Source organism: Lampropedia aestuarii (genome assembly GCF_004803635.1).
Lineage (GTDB): Bacteria > Pseudomonadota > Gammaproteobacteria > Burkholderiales > Burkholderiaceae_C > Lampropedia > Lampropedia aestuarii.
Genome location: NZ_SSWX01000025.1, coordinates 15015 through 33211 on the forward strand (window position 1 = coordinate 15015; position 18197 = coordinate 33211).

At 58.3% G+C, this 18197-nt stretch carries 12 protein-coding genes and 1 tRNA gene; 9 read left to right on the forward strand and 4 right to left on the reverse strand.

Annotated features, from left to right (window positions below):
- Positions 1 to 5 precede the first annotated feature (5 nt).
- A complete protein-coding gene (secF, locus tag E8K88_RS15420; RefSeq protein WP_136407571.1) occupies positions 6 to 956 on the forward strand; it encodes a protein translocase subunit SecF in 951 nt (316 codons plus the stop codon).
- 30 nt (positions 957 to 986) lie between these two features.
- Complete coding sequence (locus tag E8K88_RS15425; RefSeq protein ID WP_136407572.1) at positions 987 to 3656, forward strand: DUF1631 family protein; 2670 nt, start codon at positions 987 to 989, stop codon at positions 3654 to 3656.
- A 233-nt stretch (positions 3657 to 3889) separates the two neighbouring features.
- Here the strand turns inward: E8K88_RS15425 and E8K88_RS15430 are convergent, their stop codons facing one another.
- The 4 genes from E8K88_RS15430 to hpnC all read right to left on the reverse strand — a co-directional run bounded on the left by E8K88_RS15430 (position 3890) and on the right by hpnC (position 9136).
- Positions 3890 to 5326, reverse strand: a complete 1437-nt coding sequence (locus E8K88_RS15430) for an FAD-binding oxidoreductase (protein WP_136407573.1) — start codon at positions 5324 to 5326, stop codon at positions 3890 to 3892.
- A gap of 45 nt (positions 5327 to 5371) precedes the next feature.
- Positions 5372 to 6373, reverse strand: a complete 1002-nt coding sequence (locus tag E8K88_RS15435; RefSeq protein ID WP_136407574.1) for a Bug family tripartite tricarboxylate transporter substrate binding protein — start codon at positions 6371 to 6373, stop codon at positions 5372 to 5374.
- Between the two features lie 44 nt (positions 6374 to 6417).
- Entirely contained in the window at positions 6418 to 7851 is a 1434-nt protein-coding gene (gene hglS, locus E8K88_RS15440; protein WP_136407575.1) for a 2-oxoadipate dioxygenase/decarboxylase HglS, read from the reverse strand.
- A gap of 403 nt (positions 7852 to 8254) precedes the next feature.
- Complete coding sequence (hpnC, locus tag E8K88_RS15445; protein ID WP_136407576.1) at positions 8255 to 9136, reverse strand: squalene synthase HpnC; 882 nt, start codon at positions 9134 to 9136, stop codon at positions 8255 to 8257.
- Positions 9137 to 9373: 237 nt separating this feature from the next.
- On the opposite strand from hpnC, the gene E8K88_RS15450 reads away from it, so the two are divergent.
- From E8K88_RS15450 to E8K88_RS15480, 7 genes are all read left to right on the forward strand, one after another.
- Positions 9374 to 10537, forward strand: a complete 1164-nt coding sequence (locus tag E8K88_RS15450) for an efflux RND transporter periplasmic adaptor subunit (RefSeq protein WP_136407577.1) — start codon at positions 9374 to 9376, stop codon at positions 10535 to 10537.
- The gene (locus E8K88_RS15455) at positions 10534 to 13791 is read left to right on the forward strand and encodes an efflux RND transporter permease subunit (RefSeq protein ID WP_136407578.1); all 3258 of its coding nucleotides are present in this window, start codon (positions 10534 to 10536) and stop codon (positions 13789 to 13791) included. The genes E8K88_RS15450 and E8K88_RS15455 overlap by 4 nt, the downstream gene beginning before the upstream one ends.
- 272 nt (positions 13792 to 14063) lie before the next feature.
- A complete protein-coding gene (locus tag E8K88_RS15460; RefSeq protein ID WP_136407579.1) occupies positions 14064 to 14744 on the forward strand; it encodes a VTT domain-containing protein in 681 nt (226 codons plus the stop codon).
- A 275-nt stretch (positions 14745 to 15019) separates the two neighbouring features.
- A tRNA-Leu gene (locus E8K88_RS15465) sits at positions 15020 to 15106 on the forward strand.
- A 137-nt stretch (positions 15107 to 15243) separates the two neighbouring features.
- The gene (tig, locus tag E8K88_RS15470) at positions 15244 to 16575 is read left to right on the forward strand and encodes a trigger factor (protein ID WP_136407580.1); all 1332 of its coding nucleotides are present in this window, start codon (positions 15244 to 15246) and stop codon (positions 16573 to 16575) included.
- A 267-nt stretch (positions 16576 to 16842) separates the two neighbouring features.
- Positions 16843 to 17451: an ATP-dependent Clp endopeptidase proteolytic subunit ClpP gene (gene clpP, locus E8K88_RS15475; RefSeq protein ID WP_136407581.1), complete on the forward strand. Its 609-nt coding sequence runs from the start codon at positions 16843 to 16845 to the stop codon at positions 17449 to 17451.
- A gap of 162 nt (positions 17452 to 17613) precedes the next feature.
- On the forward strand, positions 17614 to 17829 hold the full coding sequence (locus tag E8K88_RS15480) for a hypothetical protein (protein ID WP_136407582.1): 216 nt from the start codon (positions 17614 to 17616) through the stop codon (positions 17827 to 17829).
- The last annotated feature ends 368 nt before the right edge of the window (positions 17830 to 18197 follow it).

Genomic DNA, 18197 nt, shown 5'->3' on the forward strand with positions numbered 1-18197 from the left:
CCATCATGGAATTTTTCAAAATCCAGAAGGACATTCCTTTCATGAAGCACGTGTTGGTCTTCAACATCGTGTCGATCGTGGTGTTTGTTCTGTCCGTCTTCTTCCTATTTACCAAAGGCCTGAACCTCTCGGTAGAGTTCACCGGCGGCACGGTCATCCAAGTCCAGTATGCGCAAGCGCCCAACCTTGAGAAAGTGCGCGGCACCATCTCTGCCATGGGCTACCGCGACGTGCAGGTGCAAAATATCGGCACAGCGCGAGATATCTTGATTCGCCTGCCAGTGCAAGAGGGCGCGACCTCTGACCAGCAAAGCGCACAAGTGCTCGCTGAGCTGCAGAAAGAAACACCCGATGTGCAATTGCTGCGCACCGAATTCGTCGGCCCCCAGGTTGGCGATGAGTTGACGCAGCAAGGCTTATTGGCGCTGGCCTTTGTGGCGCTGGGCATCACGATCTATCTGGCATTCCGCTTTGAATGGAAGTTCGGTGTGGCTGCGATTGTGGCCAACTTGCACGACGTGGTGATTATTTTGGGCTGCTTTGCGTTCTTCCAGTGGGAATTCTCCCTGGCCGTGCTGGCAGGCGTCTTGGCGGTGTTTGGCTACTCGGTCAACGAAGTGGTGGTGATTTTTGACCGCGTGCGCGAAATGTTCCGCAAGCAACGCAAAATGACCACCAGCCAAGTGCTCGACCACGCGATCACCAGTACCATGAGCCGCACAATCATCACCCATGCCTCGACTGAAGCCATGGTCTTGTGCATGCTGTTCTTTGGCGGCCCAAGCTTGCACTACTTTGCGCTGGCACTGACAATTGGTATCGTGTTTGGTGTGTACTCGTCGATCTTCGTTGGCTCAGGCCTGGTGCTGTGGATGGGCGTGAAGCGCGAAGACCTGGTCAAAGCACCCAAAGCATCGGTTGACCCCAATGATCCAAACGCAGGAGCGGTGGTGTAATTCATCAAACTGGCCTAGCAGATCAATCACATGGACCATTCACCTGCCAAAGACAATGACCCTGAAGTCCTGATCCGCTTGGCCAGGAAATGCTTTTTGCAAAGCCTGTGCAATAGCATTCCTGAGCTCGACCGCCTGCTGGTCAGGCGCTTTGAAGCTGGTGGGGATACCAGCTCCAAAGACAACAGCGTCGATGTCCGCCTGATCCCCGAATGGCTGCGCAGCTACATGCAACACCGCCGCAGCTGGGCACAAAACCTGCTGACCATTTGGCGCGCTGGCTTGGTCAGCAAACCAGACCATCCCCCACCCTCTGCGTTCGAAGAAACCAGCAGCCTGGCGCAGCTGAGCCTGATCAGCAACGATGCGATTGAAGGCATGATTGCCTCTTCGCGCCTGAATACGCGGGTGCTGGAGGTCATTGAGCCGCTGTTTACACAGCTGCGCAAGCGGCTGCTCAGCCTCGACCCCAAAGGCCTGGCCAACAAAGACTTATTGCAGCCCTTGGCAGTGGCCCAATCGCTCATGGACGCCTGGAGCGAAGCCAAACTCGACCAGCGTGCCTTTGTATGGGTCATGGACGGCGTCGCCAAAGAATGGGGTGAGCACATGCTCAAGGCCTACGAGGCCAGCAACGCTTTGCTGCAAGAAAAAGGCATTCAACCATATGCAAGGCCCACGCCATCGCCAACCTCTGCCTCGGCAGCATTGGCCAGCTCGCACCCAGGCCTGCCACACAGCGGCGCATTCGCCCCTTCGGCCGCTGCCACCATCGCCCAGCCCGCTGCGGTATTAGGCCCAGCAACGCACCTTGGCCCCCCCGCAACAGCCATCCATCAACCATTTCCTGGTGCCCTGCCGAATCCGCCAGAGTATTTGGCGCCCCAGTTTCTGGCGCCGCAAATGGTGATTCCTGGTGGCTACACGCCAAGCTCGGCCACGGCCTCGCTGCACACTTCTGTGCCAGGCCAAATACCAGTGTCAACAGCGCCAATGGCGCACATGGCGCACATGGCGCAGTTGCCACAATTGCCCCAGCCATCGATCCAGCAAATCCATGCACTGTGGGCGGACATCCGCCAACGCTTGGAACAGGTGGTCGGGCCTGGTCATAAACCCACGCCTGGCAATACCGTCACCGAGCTGGCACCGTCGGTAGAGCTGATGGATGCAATGCAGGCGCAAGTCCAAGCGGGGTATGTCCAAAAACTGGAAAAAGCGGCCAGCCACTCGGCCTTGATCAGAACCCCTGCTGAGGTCAGCGCGGAAGTCGCGCAACTGGCCAAAGCGCAGTCCGAATCGCTCAAGCAAGAAGCAGCTCGCCCCAATGAAAAGGCCATCATTGAGATGGTCGCCTTGATGTTCCAAAGCGTGATTGCAGAGGACCGTGTGCCCGCCTCAGTGCGGGTGCTGTTTGCGCGCCTGCAAGTGCCAGTGCTGCGCATCGCCCTGACCGACAACGCCTTCTTCAGCGACGAAGCGCACCCCGCGCGCCGCCTGATTGACCGCATGGGCAGTGCTGCAATGGGTTTTGATGGCGCCAACTTCCAAGGCAGCTCCTTGGAAATGGAGCTCAGCCGCATTGTCCAAATGATCGAGCAATACCCGGATACCGGCATCAAGGTGTTCCAGCTTGCACTCAATGAATTTGAAAAATTCCTGCAACAATTTTTAGCAGAAACACGCCAGGCGGGCAAAGCCATGTCGGTGGCGCAGCAAGTCGAAGAGAAAGAAACGCTGCTGGTGAAATTCACCATCGAGCTGCGCACCATGCTGCAGGACTTGCCAATCCAGGATGATATCCGCGCCTTCCTATTCAAAACATGGGCCGAAGTGCTGGCCGTCTCTGCCGTGCGTGCAGGCGCGCAAAGCCCGCAAACCCAGCGCCATAAACACACCGCCGCCTTGCTGATCTGGGCCCTGAGCGGCACCAGTGACGCTGTGCAGCGCAAACGCGTGGCCCAGGCTTTACCGGGGCTGCGGGCACGGCTGCGCGCGGGCATGGCGATGGTGGGTGTGACCGAGATAGCGCAAGAGGCGATTCAGACCCAGATTATTCAGTCGATCCAGAACACCTTTCTCACCCATACCGAGGGCTTGTCGATGGCCCGCCTGGAGCAAATCGCAGCACGCCTTAAAGGCCTGGAAAACCTGGTCTCCGAGGGCCAGGTCCAGGACATTGCGCTGAGCCCTGAAAACCTGGAGATGATGACCGGGCTGGAGTTGACAGGACTCGTGGTGATTGAAGAGCCAGTGAACACGGGTGTGAGTGATGCGGTTGTGGACTGGGCGAAAAACCGCGCAATTGGCGAGTGGTTTTACCTGGCCCCCAAGAATGCCAAAACCACCACGCAAACGAGCGAGCGTAAAGCCGGCCCGCGCGTGCAATATGCGTGGCATAGCGCGCAGCGCCACCTGCATCTGCTGTTGATGCCCGATGGCCGCAGCCTGCTGATGAAACTCAAAACCTTTGCCGTCTGCATTGAGCAAGGCCAGTTGATCCCGCTGGACCAAGAAGGCCTGATGCTGCGCGCCACCCGTGAAGCCTTGAACCAGTTTCAACCCAGCTCGGTGTATTTGATGACCGATATGCCCGAAGGCGAGATGGCCGAGTCACAGGCACACTTCACCCATGCGATGGCCTTCGAGCAACCCACCAAGCCCCGCACCACGAGCAGCCCATCAGCGCTGAGCAATTAAGTCCATGCCAGCGGCCACGTTGGCCAGCGGCAGACACAGCGCACAATGGGCAGCGCCGCAATGCGCTTTCTGGTGCCTTGCAGCTCCTTTGGGTGTTGGTGTTGGGGTTGAAACCCACAGGCACACTGCTGTGTTAAAAATCCTCGCCGGGCAGCCAGCCCGACTGCGATGTTTGCCGCGCATTACATCCTTTTGGGCTTCAACGCGGCTGCGTCAAGATTGTGAACAGGCTCTTAGCCCTCGCCACCGGATGCCCGACTGCGCAGCACACGGTGAGGATTGAGCAACTGCTGCGGATCCAATGCCTGTTTAATGCGCTGCATGAGCTCCAAGGCCACTGGCGATTTGTAATGCGGTAACTTGTCGCGCTTGAGCGCGCCTATGCCATGCTCAGCAGAAATCGAGCCACCATGCTGGTGCACCGCCTGGTAGACCACCTCCCCCACAGCATCTTCAAACTGCGCGACAAAAGCGGCCGCGTCGCTGCCCTCAGGCGCCTGGGTGTTGTAGTGCAAATTACCATCGCCCAAATGGCCAAAATTAACCAAACGAATACCGGGCACCAAGGCCTGCAATGCAGCATCGGTCTGCGCAACAAACGCGGGAATGCGCGAGACTGGCAGGGATACATCGTGCTTGACATTCACCCCTTCTGCCGCTTGCGCAAGCGTGATGCTTTCGCGGATATGCCATAAATCATGGGCTTGCTTGAGATTCTCGGCAATGATCGCGTCAACCACCAGCTCTTGCTCCATGGCCGCTTCGAGCAAACGCTCGAATGCTGCTCTGGCATGGCTTTCAGACTCACTGTCCGAAGCTTCAAGCAGCACACAAAAAGGCGTTTGCTGCCACATCGGCACACGCAAATGCGGGTAGTGTTTATCCACCAATTGCAGCGCTTGCTGGTTCATGACTTCAAAGCCCGTCAAGGCCGCGCCCAGCTGCGTATGCGCCAGCGCCAGCAGCGCATTGGCCGCTTCCAGACTGGCTACGGCGGTCCACGCAGTCAACTGCGCTGCAGGCTGCGGGAACATGCGCAGCGTCGCCGCGGTGATGATGCCCAAAGTGCCTTCGCTGCCAATGAACAGGTTGCGCAAGTCGTAGCCGGTGTTGTCTTTGCGCAGGCCGTGCAGACCCTCCCAGACCTGGCCATCGGCAGTGACCACCTCCAGCCCCAGACACAAATCGCGCGCATTGCCATAGCGCACAACCTGCGTGCCGCCAGCATTTGTTGCCAGATTGCCGCCAATCGTGCAACTGCCCTCAGCGCCCAGGCTCAAGGGGAATAAAAACCCCGCCTCATCCACCGTTTTCTGCAAGTTTTGCAGCACCACGCCGGCCTCGACTGTGATGGTCATATTGTGCGGATCAATCGCCCGCACCGCCGCCATGCGGCGCAAGCTCAGCACCACCTGCTCGCCGGTGGCTTGAGGGATCGAGCCTTCCACCAAACCGGTGTTGCCGCCTTGTGGCACGATCGCCACTTGTGCCTGCGCGCAGGCCTGGACGACCTCAGCGACTTGCTGCGTGCTGCCAGGGCGCACCACGCACAGCGCCTGGCCGTGCGTGCGCTGTCGCCAGTCAGTCACATAGTCTGCTGTGGCATCGCCCACCAGCACATTGTTATCGCCCACGATGCGCTGCAGCGCAGCAATCAATTGCGTTTGCATCTCAGTGTTTCTTGCCTGTTGTTGTCGTTTGTTTGCCCAAGCCGTTTACATTTTTTCTACGCCAGCGGCTTCAATCACCGCGTTCCAGCGCTTGTATTCGTCTTGCGTATAACGCTTGAATTCTGCAGGTGGCATTGCGCGGGGCTGGCCGCCCATTTCAGCGACTTTTTTCTGGAAATCCGGATCTTGCGCAGACTTGATCACAGCGGCACTGATGCGCTCGGTGATCTCAGCCGGTGTGCCTTTAGGTGCCAGCACGCCATTCCAGGTGCCCGTGACAAAGTTGTCATACCCGCTCTCAATCATCGTCGGCACATCGGGCAAAGCGGCCACGCGCTCTTCAGAGGCCACAGCCAGCGCCTTGAGCTTGCCCGAGGTCACAAACGGCATCGCCGGGGTGATGTTTTCAAAAATGAAATCGAGCTGAGCACCCATCAAATCGGACAGTGCTGGCGCGCTGCCGCGGTAAGGCACATGCAGCAAGCTCAGATCCGCTGTTGTGCCCAGCATTTCTGCCGACAAATGGATGGTTGAGCCTGCGCCTGGCGAGCCATAGCTCAGGCCTTCTGCTTGCTGTTTGGCAAATTCGACAAACTCGGCCACATTTTTGGCTGGCACGCGGCTTTCATTCACAACCAGAATATTGGGGATGTAAGCGACCAAACCCAGGTACTCGTAGTCATCGAGGTTTTTCTCGCTCAGACTTTTGTAGAGGCTTTGGTTAATCGCCTGTGTGCCAGCCGTGCCAAACAACAAGGTATAGCCATCTTTGGCTGCACTGGCAACGCGGCTGGCGCCGATCGAGCCATTGGCACCCGCCACGTTTTCCACCACCACTGGCTGGCCCAGTTCTTCGGACAGGGACTGGCCCAAAATACGCGCCATCAAATCGGTATTGCCGCCCGGAGCAAACGGCACAACCAGACGGATTGGGCGATTCGGGTAAGCATCGGCGGCGACAGCGGACATGGGCGCAATGCAGGCGGCAACGCCCAGCGCCAGCATCGATTGAAGGAAATTTTTTCTAGTGAGGCGGGTGTTGGACATGCTTGTCTCCTTGTTGGTGTGTGCGCGAAAAAAATGACAAAAAATCAGACTGCAGCCGCAGCGCCCAGTGCCACAGCGGCGTGCAGCGCCGCTTGCACCTGGTCTTGCGAGCGCTGCTGGGCTTGGGCATACAGAGCCAGCTCATCCAAGGCGGCAGCGCCAAGGTCGTGCTCAAACGCCTGTCTGGCCGCATGCGCCTGGTATTGGCGCTGCTCTTGGCCGCCCAGATTCGACTGGAAAATCCCAGCAGCACTGACCGGCAAAAAGTCTTCATAAGTAATCGGCTCGGCCGCCACCCAAGCGGCAGCCACCAACGCGTCCATTCCGGCGGCAGGGTCTTGCAACAAAGCCAAGGCACGCTGGGCCTGCTGCGCGCCAGCCTCGGTCAGGCTGTAGCGGTAATACGCCAAGCCTTGCTCACGCATCTGCACATGGCTGTCAGGAAACTGCTCAAAAGCCTGGGCCAAGCGGGTTACATAATCGGGCGCGGCGCTGCCCGCATTGCCCATGCTGCGCACTTGTGCCAACAAATCGTCGTACAGCGCGCGGCCTTTGGCTGTCAGCGCAACGCCACGTTGCTCAATTTCGCCAAAACGCGCGGTGTGCGAGCCAGTGTGGTCGCTAAAGCGCACGGTCTCTTCCAGCGCCTTGAAGCTGGTTTGCCGCAGCAAAATGGGGCAGGTACGGCGCGGTGGGCCTTCAACCACATCCTTGGCGTTGATGCCACGTGCAGGCATCAAGGCTTGAATCGCATCGATATCCAGCGTGCGCGGTGTCAAGTGGTTGATGTGCGGGCCTTTGAAACACACCACATCGGCCAGCAGACGGTGCGACTGCTGCAGGCTCTCGTATGTGGCCAAATCCACGGTGGCATCGCTGTGCCAACGGAATGTCTCCAGGGCAGCAGCCACAAACGCATTGGCCTGGTCATCGCTCAAACCGCCTGCGGTTTCGTGCAGGTCGATCAAGTGCAATGCCTCTGGCGTGAAGATCTGGCGCTTGGCCACGATATCCGCTGCTTTGGCGCGCAGGTCGGCATCGGCAATCAACTCCAGGCGCAGCAAGGAGGTAAAGACCCGAAACGGGTTATTGCGCAAGGCCTCATCGGCCACTGGCCGAAACGCCGTCGCATGCACAGGCACACCGGCGACCGACAAATCATAATAACCAACCGCTTGCATGCCCATCACGGCAAACAAACGCCGCATGGTGCTGAGCTCATAGGCCGTGCCCAAACGGATCGCACCGTGGCGCTCCAAGTTCAAACGCTCTAAGTCGCCTGCGCGTGCCAGCTCCTGCTGCACCGCTGGCTGGCTTTGCAATACGTCGGCATTGACCTCGGCGACCAGGTCCAGCAATGTGCCGTACTGCGGCACTTCATCGCGGTACATGTCCGACATCGCACGCGAGAACCGCGTGCGAATTTCGTCGGCCGAAACAAAAGGCGTAAGACTGCTGGTGGCTTGGGTGTCTGCCATAGTGGAGCGTGGGTGTGTAAGAGCTGGTGCCCCATGTCCGCAGCTGCGTGGATGATGGTGCACCGGCTCTAAGAGTAATAAAAGCGCAGATACTAGGAGTGCTGCAGGCCACTAGCAAACAATGATTTCCACTGCATGTATTCCCAAATGGAATAGATCCGTACAAACCCTAGGAAAAACGCGCGCAAAACCCTGCCATGGTCTAGGCGCGGCTTCAGGGCAGTAGGGCCGCCGATGCTGCACAATGCGGCACGCCCAAACCCAGCGTTCACACAAGTTTTACTGCCGCACAGAAAACGATGCAATACCTATCGCAATGGACCTTGCTGGAGCCGCTTTACTTGCTGATGGACGACCCTTTTGGTGCGCTGGATGCGTAGAACGCCTGACCTGTGCGACTGATTTAAGCGGCCCGCACCCGCGCAGCTGGCATGCGCCACGCACGCCAAAGCAACAGCGGTGCATCCCCTTTGGCAATGGTTGGGCGCTGCACATAGCATTGATAGCCGCCTTGCTCCATTTTTTCAAGCACGCGCAAACCGGCCTGGATAATCACCCGAATCTCCCAGCCAGCGCGGCCTGTGAGGCGCTGCGCCAGCGGCATGCCCTGCTGCATGCACTCTTTGGCCCAGCCGACCAAATGGCGCATCAACTCGGTCAAGGCTTGGTTTTGCTTGCCCAGCGCAATCGCTTGCTGCTGCAGCGGCCTGGAGACCGCAAACGCGCTGGCATCGCGCTCGGGCACATACCAGCGCCCGCGTGGGATGTCGTGCTGCAGGTCTTGCCAGAAATTGATCAACTGCAAAGCAGTGCAGACCGCATCGCTTTGTTGTAGCGCCATCTCGTCATGGACGCCATGCAAATGCAGCAGCAGGCGACCGACCGGATTGGCCGAACGCTCACAATACTCCAGCAACTCGGTCTGGTCCTGGTAGCCTTGGCCGGTCGCGGTTTTTTTCACATCTTGCTCAAACGCACTCAGCAACGCGTCCAGTAACGACACTGGCAGGCCAAACACCTGGACATTCTGGTGCAAGCTTGTGAAGATGGTGGCCCATTGGGCTGGTGGCTCAGCCTCTTGCCACAGGCACAAACGGTACTCGCGCAGCAAGCGCAGGCGCTCACCCACCGGCAGATCGCCTTCATCGGCAATGTCATCGGCGGTGCGGGCGTAGTGGTAGATCGCTGCGATTGGCGCGCGCAAATGCGCAGGGCACAACCACGTGGCGACAGGAAAATTTTCGTAGTGCCCAATGGGCTGGTGAGCAGCAGTGACTGAAGGCATGGCTCGTATTAGAACCTGAATCGCGCCTGCTGCAAATTAGCCAAGTGCGGCAATGAGCGCTTGGCCTGCATCAAACTGGCACGATTGCGACGTACTGTCTCCCAAATCACCCGGAAATCGGCCAAAATCTCTCTGAACTTGTCCAAACGCACCAGCAATGGCCGCCTTGAGACATCTTTGTATCTGGCCTGCTTGGTGCCTCTGTGCTGAGTGCCTTTGACTGAATGTGCTTTTGCGATGCCCTACTCACCTTCTTTTTATGTGTATCGGCTCTTCGTGGCGATCTGCTCTGCGATCTTGCTGGGCAGCGTGCTGAGCGCCTGCTCCAAACCAGAGACACCACCACCACCGGTACGTGCCGTCAAACTGGCCACCGTCGGCACCAGCGGCCAGCAAAGCGCGATCCAGTACGCTGGCACTGTCACCGCACGCAGCGAAGCGGCCGTGGGCTTTCGGGTCGCTGGCAAGTTGCTCAGCCGTCCCGTTGAGCAAGGCCAGTCGGTGCGCCAAGGGCAGTTGCTGGCCCAACTGGACCCGACTGACTACCAGCTCTCAACGGCGGCCGCACAAGCCCAGCTCAATGCCGCGATTACCGAGCGTGATCTGCAACAAGCCGATTTAAAGCGTTTTGAAGAATTGCGTGCGCAAAACTTCATCAGCGCCGCCGAACTCGACCGCCGCACCGCCAGCCTCAAAGCCGCGCAATCGCAAGTCGCCCAGGCCCAGGCCCAGCTCAAGGCCCAGGGCAACCAAACCCAGTACACACAATTGGTGGCTGACGGCGATGCCATCGTGATTGCGACCCTGGCCGAACCAGGCCAGGTCGTCGCGTCTGGCACACCGGTACTGCGCCTGGCCATGGATGGCGCGCGCGATGTCAGCTTTGCGGTACCTGAGCAGCGCCTGGCGCAAGTCAAAGTGGGCCAGGAAGTCACGGTGCGGACCTGGGGCGACAACCAGACACCACGGGCGGCGCGGGTGCGAGAGATCGCCGCCAGCGCCGATCCGGCAACCCGCACCTATGCGGTCAAGGTAGAGCTGCTCGATGAGCCACAGCCGCCACTGGGCGCGACGATCACCGTCGATTGGCCGATTGCCCACAGCGCGCCTGACAGCATCCGCCTGCCAAGCACGGCCATCTGGCGCAACAATGCGGGTCAAAGCGCCGTCTGGGTATTTGATGGCAAGACCCACACCGTGCAAGCGCGCCCGGTTGAGATCGAGCGCGCCGATGGCAATGATTGGGTGCTCAAAAGCGGTTTGCAAGCCGGTGAGCAAATCGTCGTCACTGGCGTGCATGTGTTGCAAGCTGGCGAGAAAGTCACCGTCTTCAAAGGCGATGCACCCGATGTGCCCAGCATCGCCTCGTCCACAACGCCTGCGGCTGGAGCCACACCATGAGCACCAGTCCTCCCGTCTCGCGCCACAACCTCTCCAAATGGGCCTTGGACCACCCGGCCCTGACCCGCTACTTATTGATTGTGCTGCTGGTGCTGGGTTGCTTGGCCTACTTCCAGCTCGGCCAGGATGAGGACCCGCCCTTCACCTTCCGGGCGATGGTGATCCAAACCCAGTGGCCTGGCGCGACCGCCGAGCAAGTGGCAGAGCAGGTCACCAGCCGCATCGAGCGCACCTTGCAAGAGGTGCCCTACGCCGACAAGATTGACAGCTACTCCAAACCCGGCGTCTCGCAGATCATCTTCCAGTTGGCCGAGAACAGCCCGCCCAATGAGGTGCCGCAGCTGTGGTACACAGTGCGCAAGAAAATTGGCGACATGGCCTACCAGCTGCCGCAAGGCGTGCAGGGGCCGTTTTTCATTGACGATTTTGGCGATGTCTATGGCGTGATTTACGCGCTGTCTGGTGAAGGCTACACCTTTGCCGAACTGAAAGTGCAGGCCGACAACATTCGCCAGCAACTGCTGCGCGTGCCCGATGTGGCCAAAGTCGAGCTGTTTGGCGAGCAGGAGGAGCGCATTTACATTGAAGCGCCCCAGCAGCGTCTGTCGCAGCTGGGCCTGAACATCCCCGAAGTGCTGAACCAACTGGGCCAGCAAAATGCCGTGACACCAGCGGGTAGTGTGCACAGCGTGGGCGAGCAGGTGCGCATTCGCGTCCAAGGCCAGTTCGATGCGCTGGAAGACCTGCGCGCAATGCCCATTCGCGCCGCTTCCGGCCAGCAATTGCGTCTGGGCGATATTGCCGAGGTTTGGCGCGGCTACGAAGACCCGGCCTCAGTCAAAGTGCGCTTTCAGGGCCAGCCGGTGATTGCGCTGGGCATCTCGATGGCCAAGGGTGGTGATATTGTCAAGCTGGGCAAATCGCTGCACCAGTTGGCCGACGCGATTGACCGCCAACTGCCAGCAGGTATGCAGTTGCAAAACGTGCAAGACCAGCCCAAAGCCGTCACCACCGCAGTGGATGAATTCGTCATGGTCTTGATGGAGGCCGTGGCGATTGTGCTGGTGGTGAGTTTTCTCAGCCTGGGCCTGCACAAGCGCCCCGGCCAGCACCCCATCTGGCGGCGCTATACGCTGGACATGCGGCCCGGCCTGGTCGTGGCGATCACGATTCCGATGGTGCTGGCTTTGACGTTTTTGGCCATGCTGTACTGGGGCATTGGCCTGCACAAAATCTCGCTGGGCTCCTTGATCATTGCGCTGGGCCTGCTGGTCGATGATGCGATCATTGCTGTCGAGATGATGGTGCGCAAAATGGAAGAAGGCTACAGCAAGTTCCGCTCAGCGCTGTTTGCCTACGACATCACAGCCAAGCCGATGCTGACCGGCACCCTGATCACTGCAGCGGGCTTTTTACCCATTGGTATTGCCAAGTCGACGACCGGCGAATACACCTTTGCCATTTTTGGCGTCACCGTCGTGGCGTTGCTGCTGTCGTGGCTGGTATCGGTGTATTTTGTGCCGTATTTGGGCGTGTGGCTGCTCAAGCCACCAGCGAATGTGCCGCCCCGTGACGATGACGAATACGCCAACCATCCAGCCAATGGCCCAGTGGCTGCGCAACACGCCGCCCATACCGCCCATGCGGATGCGCCAGCCAACCATGGGCACGATGTCTACAACACGCCTTTCTACCAACGATTCCGTGCCATGGTCGACTGGTGTCTGGTACACCGCTGGACCACCATCATTGCGACGCTGCTGCTCTTTGCCGCAGGCCTGTTTGGCATGAGCAAGGTGCAACAACAATTCTTCCCCGACTCAGCCCGACCTGAAATCATGCTGGACATCTGGTTGCCTGAGGGTGCTTCATTCGTGGGCATTGAGGCGATTGCCAACCGTGCAGAAGCGCAACTGCTGCAAATGGAGGGCGTGGACAACGTCGCCACTTGGATTGGCTCGGGCGTGCCGCGCTTTTACCTGCCACTGGACCAGATCTTTCCGCAGTCCAACGTCGCGCAATTCATTGTCATGCCTGGCTCGCTCAAAGAGCGCGATGTGCTGCTCAAGCAGCTGCCGCAGTACATGGCCGAGCACTTCCCCGAAGTCAGAGCGCGTATCAAGCTCTTGCCAATGGGCCCCCCCGTGCCCTACCCGGTGCAATTCAAAGTGATTGGCCCGGAGCCCGACAAACTCAGAGCCTACGCAGACGAGATCAAAGCGGCGATGATTGACAACGCCTCGATGCGTGGCGTGAATGACAGCTGGAACGAACGGATCAAAACCTGGCGCCTGAACATCGACCAGGACAAGGCTTTGGCGCTGGGCGTGAACAGCCAATCGATTGCGCGTGGCACGCAAGTGATTCTGGAGGGCGAGACCATCGGCCAGTACCGCGAGGATGACAAGCTGATCAGCATCGTGCTGCGCCCACCGCTGGACGAGCGCGAATCACTGTCGGCGCTGAGCAATGCCTACATCAGCACCAACACTGGCGGCGCGATTCCGCTGTCGCAAATTGCCGAGCCTGAGCTGGCCTGGGAATGGGGCGTGCTGTGGCGCAGTGGCAAGGAATACGCCATCACCGTGCAAGGCGATGTGATCGCCGGCATGCAGGGCGCCACCGTGACCAACGCCTTGCTGCCGCAGCTGCGCGATATCGAAGCCAGCTGGCACGCCAAAGGCGACCGGGACTACCGCATTGAAGTGGCCGGCGCGATTGCCGAAAGCTCCAAAGGCTCGGCCTCGATTGCTGCGGGTGTGCCGCTGATGCTGTTCATTGTGTTCACTTTGCTGGTGATTCAAATGCACAGCTTCTCCCGCGCCATGTTGGTGTTCCTGACCGGCCCACTGGGCATCGCCGGCATTGCCGCAGCCTTGCTGATCACCGGCAAGCCGTTTGGCTTTGTTGCCCTGCTGGGCGTGATTGCGCTGATGGGCATGATCCAGCGCAATGCAGTGATTCTGATCGACCAAATTGAGCTCGAACGCGCTGAAGGCATTGCGCCCTGGCAAGCCATTTTGGATGCGGCCATGCACCGGCTGCGCCCGATTGTGCTGACGGCTGCAGCAGCGGTGCTGGCGATGATTCCGCTCTCACGCAGCGTGTTCTGGGGCCCAATGGCTGTGGCGATCATGGGCGGCTTGATCATCGCCACGATTCTGACCTTGCTGGCCTTGCCTGCGATGTATGCCGCCTGGTTCAGAATTCACCGCGACACGCCAGCTGCGCCTGCTGCTGCACTGCCACGTTGACAGCCACACACTAAGAACGTGTTTACGATCTAAAGTGTGCCCCATTGACCGTACTGGCAGTGGGGCGACACGCACCTCTTGGTTTGGGCCTTGTTGCCCAAACCAGCTAGTGGCACAGCCGCAAAACGGCGCTGCGCAGCGTGAGGAACATCGGGTTTTACCAGCAACCGGTGCACAATGCAGACCATCTTTGCCGCTTGTGTAGCACCCTGCCAAGCCAAATTGACCATCCAAAACCTCGCAGCGATGTGCTGCCGTCCAGGATTGCTACTGTGGAAATCATCTCTCTGCTTATCGACTTCATCCTCCATGTAGACCAGTATTTGGAAATGTTTGTCGTCAACTACGGCGCTTGGGTCTATCTGATCCTGTTTTTGATCGTGTTTGTCGAAACCGGCGTCGTCGTCATGCCATTTTTGCCTGGTGACTCGCTGCTGTTCATTGTCGGCGCGCTGTGTGGCGCAGGCCTGATGCATTACTCGGTGGCCGTGCCCGTGCTGCTGGTGGCGGCCATTGCCGGCGACCAATGCAACTTCTACATTGGCCACCGCATTGGCCCCAAGGTCTTCCAATGGGAGAATTCGCGCTGGTTCAACCGCAAGGCTTTCGAGCGCAGCCATGCGTTCTACCAGCGCTATGGCGGCATCACCATTGTGCTGGCGCGCTTTATGCCGTTCATGCGCACCTTTGCGCCTTTTGTGGCCGGCGTCTCGCGCATGCACCGCCCCACCTTCACGTTCTACAACGTGCTGGGCGCTTTTTTATGGGTTGTGGGCATTTGCACCGCTGGCTATTTCTTTGGCAACCTGCCCTGGGTCAAAAACAACCTGGAAAAAATCATCTGGGCCTTGATTTTGATTCCAGGCCTGCTGGCAATTTTCGGTGCCTGGCGCGCTGGCAAGCAGTCCGAGACAGCCTTGCCCGAGCAAGAAAAAACACCTGCCCAGCCATAAACTGCAGCCCCCACAAGGGGCTTTGTGTATGCTTTGTGCTTGGCAAAATGGCCGCAAACCAGCAGTGGCACAGGCCTTGTGCCAGCTTTTGCATGCCTAAACACTGCTCTTTATCGTGATTTTGCATTTTAAATGGGCAAGAAATGCGGCGCAGAGTCGAAATATCTGTAGAATCTGCCGGTTTTACTGAGTCATAATTTGCCGCTCATAGAATCCCAAGAAGATCTGAGCGGCGCTGAAACTACCTTCAGCACCATGATTGAGCGAAATTCAGTGCGCGGGTGGCGAAATTGGTAGACGCACCAGGTTTAGGTCCTGACGCCAGCAATGGTGTGGGGGTTCGAGTCCCCCCCCGCGCACCACCTTTTTAAACAAGTTGCACTCGCACTAACAGCGGGTGCACTGACGAATTTTGAGTGTGTGGTGGTTTGGCCAGCGGCCATTGCCAAGGCAATGGCGCACCCAAACCTTCACCCTTTAGCCCTATAGGATAGATCTCATGGCAGTGAATGTTGAAGTACTGGAAAAACTCGAGCGCAAAATTACGCTGAATGTGCCTGTCAACGCCATTCAGGGTGAAGTTGAAACACGCCTCAAGCGTCTGGCCCGCACGGTCAAAATGGACGGTTTCCGTCCAGGCAAAGTGCCGATGTCGGTCGTCGCCCAGCGTTACGGCAACTCCGTTCAGTACGAAGTGCTGAATGACAAAGTCAGCGCCGCATTCAACGAAGCTGCCAACGAAGCCCAATTGCGCGTAGCTGGCCAGCCCCGCATCAGCGAGAAAGAAAGCTCGACCGAAGGCTTTGTCGATTTTGAAGCCATCTTCGAAGTATTCCCAGAAGTCAAGATCGCCGATTTGAGCGACCTGGAAATCGAACGCGTCAACGTCGAAGTGGACGATGCCGCGATTGACCGCACCGTCGACATCCTGCGCAAACAACGTCGCACCTTTGCCCAACGCGGCAAAGAAGACGCTGTGCAAGACGGCGACCGCGTGACTGTGGACTTCGAAGGCAAGATCGACGGCGACGCCTTTGCTGGCGGCAAGGCCGAAGGTTTTGCATTCCTGGTTGGCGAAGGCCAAATGCTCAAAGAGTTTGAAGATGCGGTGCGCGGCATGAAAGTGGGCGAGAGCAAAACTTTCCCATTGGCATTCCCAGCTGACTACCACGGCGCTGAAGTTGCAGGCAAAACCGCCGACTTCCTGGTCACTGTGAACAAAGTCGAAGCGGCCAACCTGCCAGAGGTGACTGACGAGCTGGCCAAGTCTTTGGGCGTGGAAGCAGGCACTGTCGAAGGTCTGCGTGCAGACATTCGCAAAAACCTCGAGCGCGAAGTGAAGTTCCGCGTGCAGGCACGCAACAAACAAGCCGTACTGGACGCATTGCTGACCAAGGCCGAGCTGGATCTGCCAAACGCCAGCATCCAAAACGAAATCGCACGTCTGGAGCAAGGTGCTCGTGAAGAGCTGCGCCAACGCGGCATCAAGGATGTGGACCAGTCCCCTATCCCTGCTGAAATCTTCCGCCCACAAGCTGAGCGCCGCGTGCGTTTGGGCCTGGTGGTCGCTGAGCTGGTGCGTGCAAACGAACTGCAAGCCAAACCAGAGCAACTGCGCGCCCACATCGAAGAGCTGGCCGCCAGCTACGAGAAGCCAGAAGAAGTCGTGCAGTGGTACTACAGCGACCGCAACCGCCTGGCCGATGCCGAGGCCGTTGTGATCGAAAACAACGTGACCGACTTTGTGCTGCAACAAGCCAAAGCACTGGACAAAACCATTGGCTTTGAAGAGCTGATGAACCCACAAGCGGCGCAAACTGCAGAAGCTTAAAAAGCGTCTAACGACCAGGGCTGGCGCGAGGTGACTTGCTGCTGCCCTAGCCACATTCAAGGGCTTGTGTTTTTGACACAAGCCCTTATTTATTGGTGACGCGCATCCACTGGGCGCTGCGATGGATTGACCTGATGCCATAAACAATGTGTGCAAGCCAGCAATCACGATGGCAGTGTTTCATGTACCATGCCCTCAGTTAGGCCTCAACCCGCTCACACGGCGTGTGCGAGCCGCAGAGTCATTCCACTTACAGGAGATTGCAAAGTGCATTTGCTGGAAACCCAAAATCTGGGCTTGATCCCTACCGTCATTGAACAATCAGGCCGTGGTGAGCGCGCCTATGATATTTATTCGCGCCTGCTCAAAGAGCGCGTGGTCTTTTTGGTCGGCGAAGTCAATGACCAAACTGCCAACCTGGTCGTGGCCCAGTTGCTGTTCCTCGAGAGTGAAAATCCAGACAAGGACATCTCGCTCTACATCAACTCACCTGGCGGCAGCGTCACCGCAGGCATGTCGATTTTTGACACCATGCAGTTCATCAAGCCCGATGTCTCGACCATGTGCTTGGGCTTTGCCGCCAGCATGGGCGCGTTCTTGTTGGCAGCCGGTGCCAAAGGCAAGCGTTTCTCGCTGCCGAACTCGAAAATCATGATCCACCAGGTACTGGGTGGTGCACGCGGCCAGGCAACCGACATCGAAATCCATGCCCGTGACATCTTGCGCACCAAGGACCAAATGAACCGCATTTTGGCCGAGCGCACGGGCCAGCCACTGGAGAAAGTCGTGCACGACACCGAGCGCGATTACTTCATGACCGCTGGCGAAGCCAAGGATTACGGCTTGGTCGACTCGGTGGTGGAAAAACGCAGCTAAGCCACTACAGCCATAGAACAAGGCCGCCCTGTGCGGCCTGTTCTATGGCCTTATGCCTAGTTGCTTCGCGGTGTGTGATGGATCGCTGCCCGCACTGTGAGTGCCTGCGCCACACTTTCAGAAAACTGTGCCTGAAGCCAAAAAGAAGGCACAATAGCCGCCATGAGTATTGATCAGCACGTCATTCGCATCGCCGCAGAGGTCATGGGCATAGCCCCTAGTGAGCTGCAGCTCGATGCCCCTCTGCAAGACTGGGGCCATAAGTCCACCATCAATGATGAGACCTGCATGGCCTTGAATATCAATATCAGCACCCAATCGGCCAGCCAATGCCGCAGCATTGCCGAATACCTCGCGCTGGTAAAAAACATGTACTGAACGCGGCAAGCACAGACTCACAAGCGCCAGCCCACCCAGCAGGCAACCTCAGGTACACAGTCCCATCCAATCAGGCCAATACCTGCTGGCTTTGCCAACTGCCAGGCCCATTGCAGCCAAGGCACAACCGCCGCATGTCGCTGCACTGCCAATCAATTCCGACAGCGACTGCAGCTGGCGCCGCTGCTTCATGGCTTTAATTGTTATTATTTCGTCACTTATAGGCTTATGATGCCGATATGAGTACGTGCGTGCACGCGCCAATTTGCAGCGGCATGGCCCTGCCTTAAAGGCGCTTAGAGCCTATGCACCATCTCCACGCAGCACATTGGAGCACAGCAAAGCGCATTGCGGCATTGCCCGTTGTG